Genomic DNA, 16,125 nt, shown 5'->3' with positions numbered 1-16,125 from the left:
GCCACACACTTCCATACCGCCCACCCGCTCGCTTGTACACAAATGGCACTCGCTGCCTCAAAAGGCGGCACGCTTCTTGCTTTTTCAACTCAGTTGAGCAGGAAGCCCAATGGCCAGCGTATCGGAAGCCAAGTCGCTCGTTCTCGATCGGATCACGCACCGCTTCGCCAGCGGCACGATGGCCGTCTCCGACATCAATCTCGATGTGAAAGGCGGCGAGATCATCGCCCTGCTCGGCCCGTCCGGCTGCGGCAAGACCACTCTGCTGCGCATCATCGCCGGCTTCATCGGCCAGAGCGAAGGGCGCGTGATCATCGGCAATGACGTGGTCGATGCGCTGCCGCCGAACCGACGCGCTGTCGGCATCGTGTTCCAGAACTACGCGCTGTTCCCGCATCTCTCGATCTCCGAGAATGTCGGCTACGGCCTCGCTGCGCGCGGCGTCGACAAGGCGACGCGCATCAAGGAAGCGCAGCGGCTGCTCGACATGGTGCAGCTTGGGCCGTTCGGCGAACGGCTGCCGCGGCAATTGTCCGGCGGCCAGCAGCAGCGCGTCGCGCTGGCGCGCGCGCTCGCGATCAAGCCGTCGATCCTGCTGCTCGACGAGCCGTTCGCCGCGCTCGACAAGAATCTGCGGCTGGACATGCAGATCGAGGTCAAGCGGCTGCAGCGCATGGCCGGAACCACGACCTTGATCGTGACGCACGACCAGGAGGAGGCGCTGTCGATGGCCGATCGTGTCGCCGTCCTCAGCCATGGTCATCTGGAGCAGTTCGGCACGCCCAGCGAGATTTACGACCAGCCGCAGACGCTGTTCGTGAATACCTTTGTCGGCACCGCGAACAAGATGAGGGGCACCGTGATCGCGACCGACGCGGGCAATGTCAAAGTCGCCCTGGAGGCGGGCGGCGAGATCATCGCGCGTGCGCCAAATCCGGTTCGTGCCTCAGACAAGGTCACTGTCTGCCTGCGTCCCGAGCACCTCGCCTTCGTCAGCGACGACTCCGGCTTTGCCGGCGAGATCGGCATGGCGCTGCCGCTCGGCGCCACCGTGGTTCACGAGATCAAGGCCAAGGACGGATCGAGCATCAAGATCTCGCAGGCCCGCACCGGCGGCACCCCGCTGCGCGAAGCAGGCACGCCAGTGCGCGTCGCGCCGCTCGCGCCGGGGCTCGCGACCGTGTTCCCGCAATAGACAACCAACATATCGGAGTGAAACATGATGCTTGATCGCCGCCGGCTCCTCACCAGCGCCTTGACGCTGGGGGCCATGCACGCCTTTCCGGGCCTTAGCCTCGCGCAGGCGCGGCCGCTGGTGTTTGCGACCTTTACCGGCAGCTGGGAGGAGGCGCACAAGGCGGTGCTGGTGCCCGCCTTCCGCAAGGCCAATGGCGATGCGCCCATCGTGCTCGACCCGATGCTGTCGGTCGACCAGATCGCCAAGGTCAATGCCGCGAAAGCCAATCCGCCGATCGACGTCATGCTGCACGATCCCGGTCCGGCGCTGGTCGCGATCGGCCAGGATCTCGTCGAGCCCTACCCGGCCGACAAGAGCGCCTATTTCAAGGACCTGATTCCGGAAGCGCAGGACGCGATGGGTCCGGCGCCATTCTTCCAGGTCGTCGGCCTCACCTACAATCCGGAGACGGTGAAGACGCCGCCGACGTCATGGGCCGATCTCTGGAAGCCGGAGTTCAAGGGCAAGGTCGGCATCACCAATCTCAACTCCACGCTCGGCACCGGCTGGCTGGTCGAGATCGCGCGCATGCGCGGCGGCTCGGAAGCCAATGTCGATGAGGGCTTCAAGGCGCTGGAAGAACTCAAGCCGAACCTCGCCGCCGTCGCCGCCAACCCCGGCGCGCTGGCAACCCTGTTCCAGCAGGGCCAGATCGACATCTCGCCCGGGAATTTCAATGCCATCCAGATCCTGAAAGCGCGCGGCGTGCCGGTCGAGTTCGTGGCGCCGAAGGAAGGCGCCATCGCCTTCAAGACCACGATCCATATCGTCAAGAACTCGCCGAACAAGGAGCTCGCCTTCAAGCTGATCGAGGCGGCGCTGTCGCCGGAGGTGCAGACGACCCTGATGAACCCGCCCTACCTGATCGTGCCGACCAACACCAAGGTCGCGATGTCCGGCGAGATCGCCAAGGTGCTGGCCAAGGACACCGCGGAGCTGAAGAAGAAGTTCGTGTTCCAGGACTGGAAGAAGATCAACGAGCAGCGCGCCTCCTGGATCGAGAAGTTCAACCGCGACATCAAGATCTGACGCGATGAAGAGCGCCACGACAGCACGGAGTACGGCGCCTGGAGACGTGACCAGCTTCAGCCTGGGGCTTGCACTGCCCTTAGGCCTGGTGTTCGCGATCTTCTTCGTGGCTCCGCTGGCGCAGCTGCTCTATCTCTCGCTCCACAACGACACCGCGGCGACGGTGTGGGGGCTCGGCCAGTACATCAAGTTCCTGACCGACCCTTTCAGCCTCGCCGTACTCGGCTCGACGCTTCTGCTCGGCGCCGAGGTGACGCTCGCCTGTCTCGTGCTCGGCTATCCCATCGCCTGGCTGTACCAGCGCTCCGGCAGCCGGGTGCAGACCCTGATCATCATGATCGTGCTGCTGCCGTTGCTCACAAGCGTCGTCGTCCGCACCTTCGCCTGGATCGTGATCCTCGGGCGGCAGGGCATCATCAACTCCGTGCTGCAATCGCTCGGCCTGATCGGCACGCCGCTGCGCATGATCTATACCCAAGGCGGACTGGTGGCGGCGCTGGCGCAGGTGCAGATGCCGCTGATGGTGCTGCCCTTGATCACCGCCATCAGCCGCATCGATCCCAACCTCTCCGACGCCTCGGCCTCGCTCGGCGCCGGCAGCTGGCGCACCTTCGTCAAGGTGATGCTGCCGCTGTCGATGCCCGGCATCACTGCCGGCTGCACGCTGACTTACGCCGCGGCGATCACCGCCTTCATCACGCAGTCGCTGGTCGGCGGCGGGCAGATGCTGTTCATGCCGATGTATCTGTATCAGCAGGCTTCGACCTTGCAGAACTGGCCGTTCGCAGCGGCGATCTCGATCATCTTCCTGTTCGCCGTGCTCGCCATCGTCGCGCTGTTCTCAACACTCGGCCGGCGCGCCCGCGGCTACGGAGATGCGCGATGAGCGGGCGGCAACGCAACTGGGAGGCGCTGAGCTTCCAGATCGTGATGACGGTGATCGCGGTGCTCGCGCTGATCCTGATCGTCTCGCCGTCGCTGGTCGTGGTCATCGTCTCGTTCACCTCAGGCTTCTCGCTGAAATTCCCGCCGCCGGGCTATTCGACGCGCTGGTACGTCGAATTGTGGAATGCCTGGCAGCTGCAATTCGCCGCGCGCAACAGCGTCGTCGTCGCGCTGTGGTCGACCGGGCTGTCGATCGTGCTCGGCGTCGCCGCAGCGCTGGCGATCTCTCGCTCGAAAACTTTGACGGCGAAGCTCCTGGACTCGCTGTTCATGTCGCCGCTGGTGCTGCCCGCCCTCGCCTTTGGATTAGCGGCGCTGATGTTCTTCTCGCTGATCGGCCTGCCGGTGTCGCTGCTCACACTGGTGATCGGTCACACCATCGTGTGCGTGCCCTATGTCGTGCGCAACACCGTGGCCGCGCTGGCGCAGCTCGAACCGACCTTGCTGGAGAGCTCAGCCATTCTCGGCGCCTCCCGGCTCTACACCTTCCGCCGCATCGTGCTGCCGCTGATCCGCCCCGGCATCATCTCTGGCGCGTTCATCGCCTTCATGTCGTCGTTCGACAACGTCCCGGTGTCGCTGTTCCTGCGCGACGCCGCCACCGACATGCTGCCGATCCGGATGTGGCAGGACCTCGAAGGCAAGCTCGACGTCACCATCGCCGCGCTGTCGAGCGTCCTGATCATCGCCACGGTGGCGCTGATGGCGATCATGGAGCGGACGACGGGGCTGTCAAAGCGGCTGACGGGCTAAGGCTGCTTGGCTCTCATCAGTGCCGGCTAGTGCCCGTCTCCATAGCGCCGTCATGGCCGGGCTTGTCCCGGCCATCCACGTCGATCGGCGACTGCGGACAGGCGTGGATGCCCGGGTCAAGCCCGGGCATGACGAGCATCTCCTTGGTAGCGACCTCGTTCAATCAGCGTAGGACGGAGGGAGGCATATCGCCCTCAAGCCCCGCGGAAGATCGAATATCCCCACGGCGTGAATTTCAGCGGCAGATGAAAGTGCTCCTCGACCTTGTCGATGGCGAAGCGAAACGGCACTGTGGTGAGGAATTTCGTTTGAGCGTTTGCCCCGAAGAACTCACCGATATGGAACAGCACCTCATACTCGCCGGCGGTGACGCCGTCGCCCTTGACGATCGGCGCCTGCAAGGTGCCGTCGGCGCCGAGCGCTCCTTCGGCGAGCAGCTTGCGGTCCGGCGCCACGCGCCAGATCGCGACACCAAGGCCGAGCGCCGGGCGCCCGTTCGCCACATCGACTGCATGAACCGAGATACCGCCGGCCATATCGTGCTCCGCCATCAGGTTGTCGCCGCATGATAGACGCGAAACCCGAGGCGGCGCCAGCGCCGCCGCTGTGGCCTGCACTGGTCGCGATGACCGCGCTCCAGGCGCTGGTGTCGCTGGCGCTGTTCGCACCGGGCACGGTGGCGCCACGTGCCGGGCTCAGCATCGAGGAATTGTCGCTGTTCTCGACCGCGGCGTTCGCGATCAGCCTGGTGTCCTCGTTCTGGGGCGGCACGCTGGTGCAGAAGATCGGCTCGCTGCGCGTCGCGGCGCTGTGCGCGGTCGTCGTCTGCGTCGGGATGTCGATGGCGACACTCGGCCAAGGCTGGGCCTTGCTCGGCGCCGGCCTCGTGCTCGGATTAGCCGCCGGGCCGGAAACGCCGGCGAGTGCGGCCCTGCTCGGACGCCTCGTGCCGCCGGAGCAGCGCGCGATGGTGTTCTCGATCCGGCAGACCGGCAGCCAGATCGGCGCGGTCGTCGGCTCGCTGCTGCTGCCGCCGCTCGCGGTTGGGCTGGCGCCGAGTTCCGCCTATGCCGCGGTGATCATCTGCGCCGTGATTGGCTTCATCAGTTTCGAGCGGCTGCGGCCGGCCTACGCGGTCAAGCTGCCGCCGATGCCGTATCTCGGCCTGCGGCAGCGGCTGCAACTCGTCAGTTCCGACCGGCGCATGGCCGCGCTCGCGGTCGCCTCGATCCCATTCAGCGGCATGCAGGTGATCCTCAACACCTGTTACATCTCCTTCGGCACCTCGGAGCTCGCACTCTCTCATGTCGAGGCCGGCTGGCTGCTGGCCTCGGCGCAAGGCGCGGGCCTGATCGGACGGCTCGGATGGGGCGCGGTCGCGACGCGGCTGCGCTCGGCGCGCGCCGTGCTGGTGATGGCGGGCGCGGGCATGGCGGTGTGCGCGCTGCTGCTAGGCCTGTGGGGACCGTTGCTGAGCGGATCGATCCTGGTGCTGCTCACCTTCGTGTTCGGACTGACGGCCAGCGGTTGGAATGGCGTGTTCATCGCCGAGATCGCCAATCTCGCCAAGCCAGGGCGCGTGGCGGAGGCCACCGGCGCGGTGCTCACCACGTCGTTTCTTGGCCTGGTCGCGGCGCCGCTGCTGGTGGCGGTGCTGACGCCGCGCATCGGCCTCGGCGGCAGCTTCGTCATTCTGGGACTGACCGCGGCCGCAGGCGCCGCCGTGCTGCTGATGGAGCGATCCCATGCGCGCAACTGAGATCGCAAGCGCCGTGACGGCGCGGCAGACGACGGCGATGGAGATGGCCGAGCAGGCGCTGGCGCGTATCGCCGCGAGTAACCTCAACGCTGTCGTGACGACTGATCCGGAGCGAACGCGCGCGGACGCCGAAGCTGTCGACCGCCGTGTGGCATCCGGCGAGACGTTGCCGTTCGCCGGCGTGCCGGTCGTGGTCAAGGACAACATCTGGGCCGCGGGCTGGCGCATCACGCAGGGCTCACGACTGTTCGCTGACTTCGTTGCGCCCGAGGATGCGATCGCGATCGCGCGGCTGCGACGTGCCGGGGCCGTGATCGTCGGGATCGGCGCGACATCGGAGTTCGCCTGCAAGGGCGTGACGACGTCCCTGCTGTATGGACCAACGCGCCACCCGCTCGATCCACGGCTTACGCCCGGCGGCTCGTCGGGCGGACCGGCGACGGCCGTTGCCGCGGGGCTCGTGCCGCTCGCGATCGGCACCGATGCCGGGGGCTCGAGCCGGAGACCACCGGCGCATGTCGGCGTGGTCGGCTTCAAGCCGTCTTATGGCGCGATCCCGTATGGGCCGGGATTTGCCGAGCCGTTCTGGCGCATCTCGGTGATCGCACCGATCGCGGCCGATGTCGCCGATGCAAGGCTCGCGTTCGAAGTCATGGCGGGGGCCGATCCACGCGACCCGGACTCGCTTAATTTGCCATCGACCGCTGCACGGACACCGTTCCGGCTGGCGTTCTCACCGCGCCTTGGGCTCGACGTCGCTGTCGACGACGAGGTGAGGGCCGGCTTGCAGCAGGCGGTCGATCGGCTCCGGGCCAGCGGCTTGGCGATCGAGGACAAGGATCCGATCTGGCCGGCGGACCTCGCGGAGGACGCGGTGATGCCGCTGCAGCACGCCGGGCTGGCTGCGCTCTATGGCGAAGCGTTCCGCAGCGATCCCGCGCAATTCGATCCCGACATCGCCAAGCAGATCGAGCGCGGCCTTGGACTAAGCGGCTCCGATGTTGGCCGCGCGCTGGAGGCGAGCACGCAGATCGCGCGCGCTTTCGCGGCGTTCTTCACGGAAATCGACGTGCTGCTCGCGCCGACCGTGCCGTGCGTCGCGTGGCCGTTCACGCAGCTCGGCCCGTCAGAGATCGGCGGCAAGCCCGCGACTCCGCGTGCGCATGCGGTGTTCACGCCGTTCGCCAACCATGCGGGCGTGCCGGCGATCTCGATTCCGTCCGGCGCGAATGCGCGGAGACTGCCGTTCGGTCTGCAACTGATCGCAGCGCGGGGGCACGATCGCATGCTGCTGGACGTGGCTGCAAACGCGGAGCACGTGTTGACTGATAGGATCTAGGCGATCTATGCGCCTCGCTCGGTGCTCACCTGGTCCCGCGTCCGGGGAGCGATCGGAATGCATCGAAAGATGCAATCCGGGTGAGGGAGCTCTCCGCGCGGTCAGTGCCTGTGGAAAGAGCCCCTCACCCCAACCCTCTCCCCGTAAGAACGGGGAGAGGGAGCGCGCTGCCCGTGAATAACAAGCTCGGGTCCGACTCACAGGAGCTGCGTCTCCCGTGCTCACCCCTGCTCGAACTTCTTCGCTAGCCTCGCCCGCGTGATGTGGCCGATCTGGTCGATGGCGTTGACGATCTCGGTATCCATGTCGTTGCCGATGCGGCGCTCCATCTCGGCGATGACAGAGGCGCGGTCGGCATGTAGCGCCAGCGCGACGATCAGCGGCATGCTGAATTTCTCGCGGTAGCGGCGGTTGATGTCGGCGACGCGCTCGAACTCGGCGCGCGACAGCGCGGTGAAGCCGAGCCGGCCCTGCTCGCCGATCGAGTCGGTCGTCATATCTCCCGCCAGCGCTTCGCGGCCGGCGAGCTCGGGATGGGCGCGGATCAGCTTCAGCTTCTCGTCGCGGCTCATCGCGCGCACCACGTTCATGAGTGTCGTATGCAGCGCATCCGCGGAGTCATCGAACGCCGAGAGGCCGGCGCGGTAGGCGCGGTCGGCGATGTCAGGCGAATGCTCGAAGATGTCGCCATAGCGCTCGACGAACAGCACGCGCGACATCTGCGACGGCCGCCACACGCCCGTCGGCGGATGCGTCCGGATCCAGTGCCGGGCGATGTCGAGCCGGGTCGCGACCCAGACTTTCTCGTGGCCCATAATGTAGTCGAGAAACCGCGCCAGCGCCGCGGCGCGGCCGGGACGGCCGACGAGGCGGCAATGCAGGCCGACCGACATCATCCGCGGCGCCTCGGCGCCTTCGGCATAGAGCGTGTCAAAACTGTCCTTGAGATAGGCGAAGAACTGGTCGCCGGCGTTGAATCCCTGCGGCGTGGCGAACCGCATGTCGTTGGCATCGAGCGTATACGGCACGATCAGCTGCGGGCCGTGCGGCCCCTGGATCCAGTAGGGCAGCTCGTCGGCATAGGAATCGGCGCTGTAGACGAAGCCCTGCTCGTCCAGAACGATGTCGAATGTGTGCTCCGAGGTTCGGCCCTGATAGAAGCCGAGCGGCCGCTCGCCGGTGAGTTCGGTGTGCAGCCGGATCGCCTGCTCGATATGGGCGCGCTCATCGGCTTTCGAAAAATCACGATAGTCGATCCATTTCAGGCCGTGCGAGGCGATCTCCCAATTCGCCTCCTTCATCGCCGCCACGGCCTCCGGATTGCGCGCCATCGCTGTCGCGATCGCGAACACCGTCACCGGCAGCTTGCGCGCGGTGAACATCCGCCACAGCCGCCAGAAGCCGGCGCGCGAGCCGAACTCGTAGATCGACTCCATGTTCATGTGGCGCTGGCCCGGCCACGGTGCCGCGCCGACGATCTCGGACAGGAATGCTTCCGAGGCGGCGTCGCCGTGCAGGATGTTGTTCTCGCCGCCCTCCTCGTAGTTGATCACGAACTGCACGGCGATGCGGGCATCGCCCGGCCAGCGCGGATGCGGCGGCGTGCGGCCATAGCCGACCATGTCGCGCGGATATTCGGCACTCATTCGTTTCAGCTCCCGCGATAGGTCTGGTAGCTCCAGGGCGTCGCGAGCAGCGGCACATGGTAGTGCGCGGCGGCGTCTGCGACCGTGAAGCGGAGCGGAATCAGGTCGAGGAACGGCGGCTCGCCGGACGCGAGGCCATGGGCCTTGAAATAGTCGCCCATGTGAAACGTCAACAGATAGGTCCCGGCGCCGAACTCGTCACCCGCCAGCACCGGTTCATCGGTGCGCCCGTCGGCATTGGAGCGGACCTGCTTGATCCGGCGCCATGCGCCACCGGGCCCGAGAACATCGAGATCGATCGCGACATCGGCGGCGGGCTTGCCCCTCACCGTGTCCAGGATATGCGTGCTGAGACGGCCCATCCGTGCTCCCCTGCTGCTGTGGCCCAAGCCTAGCAGCGGCCGGTTAAAGCTTCGAGGCGTTTTGCCGGTCACCACCAGCCCAATGCGTGGTCATGCCTCGCTCCGGCCGAAGCGCTCGACGAGGAAGTCGATGAACAGCCGCACCTTGACGGAGAGATGCCGCGTCGGCGGATAGATCGCATAGAGCGCCAATGGCGGCGCCGTATAGTCGGACAGGATCGCGGTCAGCGCGCCGCTGGCCAGCGCCTCCGCGGCGATGAAATGCGGGATCAGCGCAATCCCCTGCCCTTTCACCGCGACGTCGCGCAATACCTCGGCATTGTTAACGCACAGGCTCCAGGCCGGCTGGATCCAGTGATCGCCGTCGCGGCCGGTGAGCTTCCATTGGTTGCCGGTCAGCAGGAAGCCATAGGTCAGCGAATGATGGCGGCGCAGATCCTCCGGACTCTCCGGCGTGCCGTGCCGAGCGAGATAGGCGGGCGCGGCGCAGATGACGCGGCCCACCGGCATGATCCGCCGCGCCACCAGGCTCGACGATTCCAGCTCGGCGATGCGCAACGTGACGTCGAAGCCGTCCTGAACGGGATCGAGCAGGTCGTCGCTCAGCACGATCTGCAACTGTAATTCGGGATAGCGGACCATGAAATCGGCCACGACAGGCCCGAGCCGCATCGTGCCGAACGACATCGGCGCATTGACGCGCAGCAGCCCGCGCGGTGCCGCCTGCAACTGGCTCACGGCCTGATCGGCCGCGTCGAGCTCGGCCAGAATGGAAACCGCACGTTCGAAATACCTCTGGCCAGTCTCGGTCGGGCTGGCATGGCGTGTGGTGCGGACGATCAGCTGCACGCCGAGGCTCTGCTCGAGCTCGCCGATATATTTCGAGATCGCCGAGCGCGACAGCCGCAACTGCCGGCCAGCCTCGGCGAAACTGCCGCTTTCGACCACCTTCACGAACGCTCTGAGGCTGCCGAGCTTGTCCATCGTCTCCAGGCCAGGATTGTCGCCAAATCGTAGACAGAGACGTCACAAGAGCACGGATTGTCTCCAAATCAAAGCCGACCAATATGGCGTCCAAGAATTCAACGGCCCTGACGGGGCCCATCAATAGGAGACCCACATGCCCGGACTGCACCACGTGACCGCGATCGCTGGCGACCCGATCCGCAATTTCGGCTTCTACACCCGCGACCTCGGCCTGCGCTTCGTCAAGAAGACCGTCAATTTCGACGATCCCGGCACCTATCATTTCTATTATGGCGACGAGACCGGCCGCCCCGGCACCATCCTGACCTTTTTCCCCTGGGCCGGTGTGCGGCCCGGCCGTCGCGGCGTCGGTGAGACGCACCAGACCGCGTTCCGGGTGCCGCAGCGCTCCCTCGGCTACTGGACGCAGCGCCTGACCGAAAAGGGCATCGCCTATGAGGCGCTGGAGAAGCGCTTCGGCGAATCCGTACTGCCGTTCACCGATCCCGACGGCATGGCCCTGGCGCTGGTCGGCGTCCCCGGCGCCGAGAACGAGCCCGGCTACAGCAATGGCGACATCCCGGCCGAGCATGCCATCCGCGGCTTCCATGGCGTCACCCTGCTGCTCGACTCCGCCGAGAAGACCGCGGCCGTGCTCACCGACGTGTTCGGCTTCGCGGAAGCCGGTCGCGAAGGCTCGGTGATCCGCTTCAAGGCACCGGGCGATGCGCAAGGCAGCGTGGTCGACATCTACGAGGCCAAGGGCTTCCTCCGCGGCGCGCAAGGCGCCGGATCGGTGCACCACATCGCCTTCCGCGCGGCCGACGATGCCGAGCAGGGCGTGATGGCGCAGAAGCTGGTCGATCGCCACGGCCTGCATCCGACCGAGCAGAAGGACCGCAACTACTTCCGCTCAATCTACTTCCGCGAGCCCGGCGGCGTGCTGTTCGAGATCGCGACCGACATCCCGGGCTTCGCGGTCGACGAGCCGGTCGCCGAGCTCGGACGAAACCTGAAGCTGCCCGCCTTCCTCGAGACGCACCGCAAGCAGATTGAGGGCGTGCTGCCCAACCTCGAGGAGGCTGCATCATGACCCAGGCATTGTCCTTCACCCACCGCTTCCAGCCCGGAAGCACCGCGGGAGCAGCGCCGCTGCTGCTCCTGCACGGCACCGGCGGCGACGAGAACGATCTCTTAGCCCTCGGCGCCACCCTCTCGCCCGGCGCCGCGCTGCTGTCGCCGCGCGGGCAGGTGCTCGAGCACGGCATGCCGCGCTTCTTCCGCCGCCTGGCGGAAGGCGTGTTCGACGAGGACGACGTCCGCCGGCGCGCGCTGGAGCTCGGCGCCTTCATCGGCGAAGCTCGCGAGCGTTACGGCATCGGCGCGCCACTCGCCGTCGGCTACTCCAACGGCGCGAACATTGCCGCCGCGCTGCTTCTGCTGCAGCCGGAGGCGCTGGCCGGCGCCGTGCTGTTCCGCGCGATGGTGCCGCTGGCGCAGCCGCCGGCGGCAAAGCTCGCCCGCACGCCGGTGCTGATTCTGTCGGGAAAGGCCGATCCGATCGTGCCGGCCAGCAACTCGGCCAAGCTCTGCACTCAGTTGATCGAAGCCGGTGCCGACGTGACCCATACGATCCTGCCGGCGGGGCATCAGCTCTCGCAGGCGGACGTCGTGCTGGCGCGAGACTGGATCGCGGGACTGCCGCAGGCAAAGGCGGCATGACGCTCATCCGCGCTTGCGGCCCGCGTGCATCCTGATCGAGAATGCCGTCATCGGCATCGGACCGCCCCCGCGGCCCGATGCTGGATTGAATGGAGGATCTCGGCATGGCCGTCGACAAGCTGTTCATCAACGCGCGGCTCGACCGCGGCGCACGCCATGCGATCACGGTCGATGACGGCCGCATTTCCGGCCTGCTCGCGGAGGCCGAGCGGCCGCAGGCGCGCGAGGTGATCGATCTCGGCGGCGCACTGGTCGTTCCCGGCTTCGTCGAGGGCCACATCCATCTCGACACCAGCTTCTATGGCGATGCCTGGAAACCGCACAAGTCGTGCACCAACGGCTTCGACGTGCATGAGCGGGTGACGTTCCAGGCGCAGAACATGGCCGCTGCCGCGGCGATGGACGTACGCGCCCGCAACCAGCTCGATCTCTGCATCGGCCACGGCACCACGCGGATGCGCAGCCATGTCATGGTGGACGGCTCGGTCGGTCTCAAGTCGCTCGAGACCATCCTGCGCGTGCGTGAGGAGTATCGCGACCTGATCGAGATCCAGCTCGTCGCCTTCCCCCAGAGCGGCATCATCAAGAGCCCGGGTACGCCGGAGCTGCTCGACGAGGCGATCAGGCTCGGCGCGAACGTCGTCGGCGGGCTCGATCCGGCGAGCTTCGATCGCGACGTCGAGAAGCATCTCGACGTCGTGTTCGGCGTGGCGCAGAAGCACGGCGTCGATGTCGACATTCACCTTCATGATCCAGGCATGCTCGGCCTGTTCGAACTGGAGCAGATCGCGGCGCGCGCCCGCGCACTCGGCATGCAGGGACATGTCGCGGTCAGCCATGCCTATGGGCTCGGCGACATCACGGCGGAACCACTGAAAAAGATTGCCGAGGTGCTGGCCACATCGGGCGTTGCCATCATGACCAATGCGCCGGGGGCGCGGCCCTTCCCGCCAGTGGCGCTGCTGCGCGCGGCCGGCGTCACCGTGTTCAGCGGCAACGACAACATCCGCGATAGCTGGTGGCCCTATGGCGACGGCGATCTGTTGAACCGCGCCATGATGGTCGGCTATCGCTCCGGCTTCTATGTCGACGACGAGCTGCGGGTCGCCTTCGATCTCGTCACCGCGGCCGGCGCCAAGGCCCTGCGGCTGGCGGACTACGGCCTGCAGGTCGGGGCACGCGCCGACTTCGTGACCTTGCAGGCGGAGCACGTCCCGGAAGCGGTCGTTGCCGTTCCCAAGGGGCGCTCCGTATACAAGAGCGGCCGCCTCGTCGCGCGCGACGGCCGTGTCGTCAGGCCGAGCTAGACCGGCGCTTACTGCGCCGGCTCCACCGGCGCCTGCGAGCGCGGCGGTTCGGCACGCGAGACCGTCGCGGCAGCGATCCACTGCGTCACGGCCGACAATTGCCCACCGGACTCGCGATAGGCCTGCAGCTGATAGTCGGCCGAGCTGCCGAACTGCATGATGGTGCGGCAGCGCTCCACCTCAGCCAGGCAGCCAAGCGCCTCTGCATGCTCGGCGACATCGACGATCATCCGATTCAGGATCTCCTGGCCGGTCACCGGACCGTCCTCGGTGACGAACAGGCAGTCGGTGCCATAGCGTTGCGCGCGCCATTTGTTCTCGACGGCGATCGCGCGCTCGACATTGCCGACATCGTCTGCGCGTTCCGGATGGAGGTCGAGATAGCGCGCCAGCGAGCGATAGAGGGAGGCGACCGCGACGGCGTCATCCACCGACGTGCAGACGTCGGGCGCGCGCAGCTCCAAGGTCGGATGACGCAACGACGGCCGCATCGCCCACCAGACGTGGCTCTCGTCGGGCATCACGCCCGATTTCGTCAGCGCCGCAACGTAGCGATCATAGTCGCGCTTGCTGGTGAACAGCTCCGGCAAGCCGGTGCGCGGCAGCTCGTCATAGGCCGCGAGACGATAGCCCTTCAGCCCGGTCTCGCGCGAATTCCAGAACGGCGACGACGCCGACAGCGCGATGAACACGGGGATATAGGGAATCATTGCGCGCATCACCGCGAAGCGGCGCTCAGGCTCCGGCAATTGGACGTGCACGTGCATGCCGCAGAGCATGTTGCGCTGGCCGACGATGCGCAGGTCCTCCATCATCTCAGCGTAGCGCGGCTTGGGACTCGGCTGCGAGCTGCGCCACGTCGCGGTCGGATGCGTCGAGCACGCCAAAATCGTCAGGCCGTACTGAGCGGCCACATTGGCGACCTCGCGCCTGAGAAATTTGAGCTCCTCCCGCGCGTCGCCGACGTCGACATGGACATTGCTCGCGACCTCGAGCTGCGACTGCAGCATCTCGCGCATCGCCTGTCCGCCGGTCGACCAGTTCGCCGCCTCGAACAGATCATCGGGCGTGCGGATCGTGACATCCAATGTCCGTGCATCGACCAGGAAATATTCCTCCTCGATGCCGAAGGAATATTCGGTGATGTCCTCGCCGCCGGTGGCAGAGCGGATGACCAGCCGGCGCTCGTCGTCGCTCAGACCCAGCCTGAGCCGTTCGAGAATTTTCGGATCCAATCCCATGCGATCAATCCTGTCAGACTCAAATGCCGTTTCAAATGCTGTGGGTCTGCAGCCAGGCCTCCAGCAAGGCGGCCTGCCACAGCCGTGAATGTCCCTTAGGGCTCATCTCGGCTTCGGGGTTCTGCAGCATGTGGTCAATGAAATCGCGCTGGTAGATTCCGCGTGTTCGCGCCTTCTCGCTCGTGAGCACGTCACGGACGTAGTCGAGGAACGGTCCGCGCAGGTACCGCAGCGACGGCACGGGAAAATATCCCTTCGGACGATCGATCACCTCCGCCGGAACGCAGCGGCGCGCGGCTTCCTTCAGGATGTGCTTGCCGCCATTCCTGACCTTCAGCTCGGCCGGGATGCGCGCAGCGAGCTCGACCACCTCGTGATCGAGGAACGGCACCCTGGCTTCGAGTCCGAAGGCCATCGTCATGTTGTCGACCCGCTTCACGGGATCGTCCACCATCATGATCTCGGTATCGATCTGCAGCACCTTGTCGACGGCGGACGCATTGCTGTGATCGGCAAAGAATCGCTCGACGAAAGCAAGGCTCACATCGTCGCCGACGAGATCCGGCGCGAGCAGCCGCTCGAGATCCGCATGCTTCCAGTCGAAATAGGCGTTCTGATACTGCTCGACGGGGTCGTTCGCCGAGAGGAAGCCGGGATACCAGCTGTAGCCGCCGAACACCTCGTCGGCGCCCTGCCCGCTCTGCACGACCTTGACGCGCTTGGCGACCTCCGACGACAGCAGATGAAACGCTACGGCATCATGGCTGACCATCGGCTCCGACATCGCCGCAATGGCGTGCGGCAAGGCTTCGAGCGCGCGATCGCCGCCGATCCTGATCTGCTCGTGATTGGTGCCGAAGGTCCGCGCGATCACGTCGGAATAGCGAAACTCGTCGCCGCTATGCTGATCGACAGACTCGAAGCCGATCGAGAACGTCCGGATGTCGTCATGCCCGAGCTTCGACAGCAGCGCGACCAGCAAGGATGAATCGAGACCACCGGACAGCAGAACGCCGACCGGCACGTCGGCCACGCGCCGGCGATCGACGGCAGCGGTCATGGCGTCCAAGACCGCGTCCGACCATTCCTCGTGGCTCATCGCCCGGTCGGCCGGACGCTGCTCGCCGACCTGGAATTCCCAGTACCGCTCCGAACGCTTCGTGCCATCGGGTTCGATCGTCAAAAGCGTGGCCGGCGCGAGCTTCTTGACGCCGTTGAGAATCGTCCGCGGCGCGGGGACCGCGGCGTGGAAGCTGAAATAGTGATGCAGCGCCCTGCGATCCAACGACGTATCGACGTCACCGCCCGCGATCAGCGCCGTGAGCGACGAGGCGAAGCGGAAGAAACCCGGTCCTTCGGTGTAGTACAGCGGCTTGATGCCGAGGCGATCACGCGCGATCAGCACGCGGCCGCTGTCGCGCTCCCAGAGCGCGAAGGCGAACATGCCCTTGAAGCGCTGCACGCAGGTCTTGCCCCAGGCGTGATAGGCCTTGAGGATGACCTCGGTATCCCCATCCGAGAAGAAGCGATAGCCTTTGGCCTGCAGCTCGGCGCGCAGCTCGCGAAAATTGTAGATGCAGCCGTTGAAGGCGATGCCGAGTCCCAGCGCCGCATCGATCATCGGCTGCTGCGCGGCAGCGGAGAGATCGAGGATGCTCAGGCGCCGGTGGCCGAGCGCGACGCCGCCCTGCACGAACAGTCCCGCCGCGTCAGGTCCACGCGCCTGCATGGCATCGTTCACGCGGCTCAGCGCCGCGAGCGACGGCTGGCCTGAAAACCTGATTTCACCACAAATGCCGCACATCGCGGGCCACCCAAC

Annotated in this window: 15 protein-coding genes; 9 read left to right on the top strand and 6 right to left on the bottom strand. The window is 66.2% G+C overall.

The annotated features are described in order from the left end of the window. Positions 1 to 109: 109 nt before the first annotated feature. Genes ACQR1Y_RS28220 through ACQR1Y_RS28205 form a run of 4 tightly spaced genes read left to right on the top strand, consistent with a single transcriptional unit; the run spans position 110 to position 3,964 of the window. On the top strand, positions 110 to 1,195 hold the full coding sequence (locus ACQR1Y_RS28220) for an ABC transporter ATP-binding protein (protein WP_434879020.1): 1,086 nt from the start codon (positions 110 to 112) through the stop codon (positions 1,193 to 1,195). Between the two features lie 24 nt (positions 1,196 to 1,219). After that, on the top strand, positions 1,220 to 2,266 hold the full coding sequence (locus tag ACQR1Y_RS28215) for an ABC transporter substrate-binding protein (RefSeq protein WP_434861752.1): 1,047 nt from the start codon (positions 1,220 to 1,222) through the stop codon (positions 2,264 to 2,266). A 4-nt stretch (positions 2,267 to 2,270) separates the two neighbouring features. Further along, complete coding sequence (locus tag ACQR1Y_RS28210) at positions 2,271 to 3,152, top strand: ABC transporter permease (protein ID WP_434879021.1); 882 nt, start codon at positions 2,271 to 2,273, stop codon at positions 3,150 to 3,152. Then, entirely contained in the window at positions 3,149 to 3,964 is an 816-nt protein-coding gene (locus tag ACQR1Y_RS28205) for an ABC transporter permease (RefSeq protein ID WP_434861754.1), read from the top strand. The genes ACQR1Y_RS28210 and ACQR1Y_RS28205 overlap by 4 nt, the downstream gene beginning before the upstream one ends. A gap of 194 nt (positions 3,965 to 4,158) precedes the next feature. Here ACQR1Y_RS28205 and ACQR1Y_RS28200 read toward each other — a convergent pair whose 3' ends face one another. Then, positions 4,159 to 4,500, bottom strand: coding sequence for a hydroxyisourate hydrolase (locus tag ACQR1Y_RS28200; RefSeq protein WP_434879046.1), 342 nt, complete (start codon positions 4,498 to 4,500; stop codon positions 4,159 to 4,161). 29 nt (positions 4,501 to 4,529) lie between these two features. Between ACQR1Y_RS28200 and ACQR1Y_RS28195 the strand changes: the two genes are divergently transcribed. Together ACQR1Y_RS28195 and ACQR1Y_RS28190 are read left to right on the top strand one after the other, a co-directional pair. After that, the gene (locus ACQR1Y_RS28195) at positions 4,530 to 5,723 is read left to right on the top strand and encodes an MFS transporter (protein WP_434879022.1); all 1,194 of its coding nucleotides are present in this window, start codon (positions 4,530 to 4,532) and stop codon (positions 5,721 to 5,723) included. Further along, positions 5,710 to 7,062 carry an amidase gene (locus ACQR1Y_RS28190; RefSeq protein ID WP_434879023.1) on the top strand — a complete coding sequence of 451 codons (1,353 nt, stop codon included), beginning with the start codon at positions 5,710 to 5,712 and terminating at the stop codon, positions 7,060 to 7,062. Before ACQR1Y_RS28195 ends, ACQR1Y_RS28190 begins: the two co-directional genes overlap by 14 nt. A gap of 221 nt (positions 7,063 to 7,283) precedes the next feature. On the opposite strand, the gene puuE is transcribed toward ACQR1Y_RS28190, so the two are convergent. From puuE to ACQR1Y_RS28175, 3 genes are all read right to left on the bottom strand, one after another. Next, a complete protein-coding gene (gene puuE / locus ACQR1Y_RS28185; RefSeq protein WP_434879024.1) occupies positions 7,284 to 8,708 on the bottom strand; it encodes an allantoinase PuuE in 1,425 nt (474 codons plus the stop codon). Positions 8,709 to 8,713: 5 nt separating this feature from the next. After that, entirely contained in the window at positions 8,714 to 9,070 is a 357-nt protein-coding gene (gene uraH, locus ACQR1Y_RS28180) for a hydroxyisourate hydrolase (protein WP_434879025.1), read from the bottom strand. Positions 9,071 to 9,160: 90 nt separating this feature from the next. After that, positions 9,161 to 10,054: a LysR substrate-binding domain-containing protein gene (locus ACQR1Y_RS28175; protein WP_434879026.1), complete on the bottom strand. Its 894-nt coding sequence runs from the start codon at positions 10,052 to 10,054 to the stop codon at positions 9,161 to 9,163. Positions 10,055 to 10,190: 136 nt separating this feature from the next. Between ACQR1Y_RS28175 and ACQR1Y_RS28170 the strand changes: the two genes are divergently transcribed. The 3 genes from ACQR1Y_RS28170 to ACQR1Y_RS28160 all read left to right on the top strand — a co-directional run bounded on the left by ACQR1Y_RS28170 (position 10,191) and on the right by ACQR1Y_RS28160 (position 13,065). Further along, positions 10,191 to 11,129: a ring-cleaving dioxygenase gene (locus tag ACQR1Y_RS28170; protein WP_434879027.1), complete on the top strand. Its 939-nt coding sequence runs from the start codon at positions 10,191 to 10,193 to the stop codon at positions 11,127 to 11,129. After that, a complete protein-coding gene (locus tag ACQR1Y_RS28165) occupies positions 11,126 to 11,758 on the top strand; it encodes an alpha/beta hydrolase (RefSeq protein ID WP_434879028.1) in 633 nt (210 codons plus the stop codon). Before ACQR1Y_RS28170 ends, ACQR1Y_RS28165 begins: the two co-directional genes overlap by 4 nt. Before the next feature lie 104 nt (positions 11,759 to 11,862). Beyond that, positions 11,863 to 13,065: an amidohydrolase family protein gene (locus tag ACQR1Y_RS28160; RefSeq protein WP_434879029.1), complete on the top strand. Its 1,203-nt coding sequence runs from the start codon at positions 11,863 to 11,865 to the stop codon at positions 13,063 to 13,065. A gap of 8 nt (positions 13,066 to 13,073) precedes the next feature. Here the strand turns inward: ACQR1Y_RS28160 and ACQR1Y_RS28155 are convergent, their stop codons facing one another. Beyond that, on the bottom strand, positions 13,074 to 14,306 hold the full coding sequence (locus ACQR1Y_RS28155; protein WP_434861763.1) for a carboxylate-amine ligase: 1,233 nt from the start codon (positions 14,304 to 14,306) through the stop codon (positions 13,074 to 13,076). Positions 14,307 to 14,337: 31 nt separating this feature from the next. After that, on the bottom strand, positions 14,338 to 16,110 hold the full coding sequence (locus tag ACQR1Y_RS28150; RefSeq protein WP_434861764.1) for an N-acetylglutaminylglutamine amidotransferase: 1,773 nt from the start codon (positions 16,108 to 16,110) through the stop codon (positions 14,338 to 14,340). Positions 16,111 to 16,125 lie beyond the last annotated feature (15 nt).

Source organism: Bradyrhizobium sp. HKCCYLRH3099, assembly GCF_051167855.1.
Lineage (GTDB): Bacteria > Pseudomonadota > Alphaproteobacteria > Rhizobiales > Xanthobacteraceae > Bradyrhizobium.
The sequence above is the reverse complement of the archived record's forward strand: the minus strand, read 5'-3'. Positions and strand labels throughout refer to the sequence as shown.

Excerpts from the sequence above, each read along its gene's own strand:
- ACQR1Y_RS28220 (WP_434879020.1), top strand. The coding sequence starts at position 110 with ATGGCCAGCGTATCGGAAGCCAAGTCGCTCGTTCTCGATCGGATCACG.
- ACQR1Y_RS28215 (WP_434861752.1), top strand. The coding sequence starts at position 1,220 with ATGATGCTTGATCGCCGCCGGCTCCTCACCAGCGCCTTGACGCTGGGG.
- ACQR1Y_RS28210 (WP_434879021.1), top strand. The coding sequence starts at position 2,271 with ATGAAGAGCGCCACGACAGCACGGAGTACGGCGCCTGGAGACGTGACC.
- ACQR1Y_RS28205 (WP_434861754.1), top strand. The coding sequence starts at position 3,149 with ATGAGCGGGCGGCAACGCAACTGGGAGGCGCTGAGCTTCCAGATCGTG.
- ACQR1Y_RS28200 (WP_434879046.1), bottom strand. The coding sequence starts at position 4,500 with ATGGCCGGCGGTATCTCGGTTCATGCAGTCGATGTGGCGAACGGGCGC.
- ACQR1Y_RS28195 (WP_434879022.1), top strand. The coding sequence starts at position 4,530 with ATGATAGACGCGAAACCCGAGGCGGCGCCAGCGCCGCCGCTGTGGCCT.
- ACQR1Y_RS28190 (WP_434879023.1), top strand. The coding sequence starts at position 5,710 with ATGCGCGCAACTGAGATCGCAAGCGCCGTGACGGCGCGGCAGACGACG.
- puuE (WP_434879024.1), bottom strand. The coding sequence starts at position 8,708 with ATGAGTGCCGAATATCCGCGCGACATGGTCGGCTATGGCCGCACGCCG.
- uraH (WP_434879025.1), bottom strand. The coding sequence starts at position 9,070 with ATGGGCCGTCTCAGCACGCATATCCTGGACACGGTGAGGGGCAAGCCC.
- ACQR1Y_RS28175 (WP_434879026.1), bottom strand. The coding sequence starts at position 10,054 with ATGGACAAGCTCGGCAGCCTCAGAGCGTTCGTGAAGGTGGTCGAAAGC.
- ACQR1Y_RS28170 (WP_434879027.1), top strand. The coding sequence starts at position 10,191 with ATGCCCGGACTGCACCACGTGACCGCGATCGCTGGCGACCCGATCCGC.
- ACQR1Y_RS28165 (WP_434879028.1), top strand. The coding sequence starts at position 11,126 with ATGACCCAGGCATTGTCCTTCACCCACCGCTTCCAGCCCGGAAGCACC.
- ACQR1Y_RS28160 (WP_434879029.1), top strand. The coding sequence starts at position 11,863 with ATGGCCGTCGACAAGCTGTTCATCAACGCGCGGCTCGACCGCGGCGCA.
- ACQR1Y_RS28155 (WP_434861763.1), bottom strand. The coding sequence starts at position 14,306 with ATGGGATTGGATCCGAAAATTCTCGAACGGCTCAGGCTGGGTCTGAGC.
- ACQR1Y_RS28150 (WP_434861764.1), bottom strand. The coding sequence starts at position 16,110 with ATGTGCGGCATTTGTGGTGAAATCAGGTTTTCAGGCCAGCCGTCGCTC.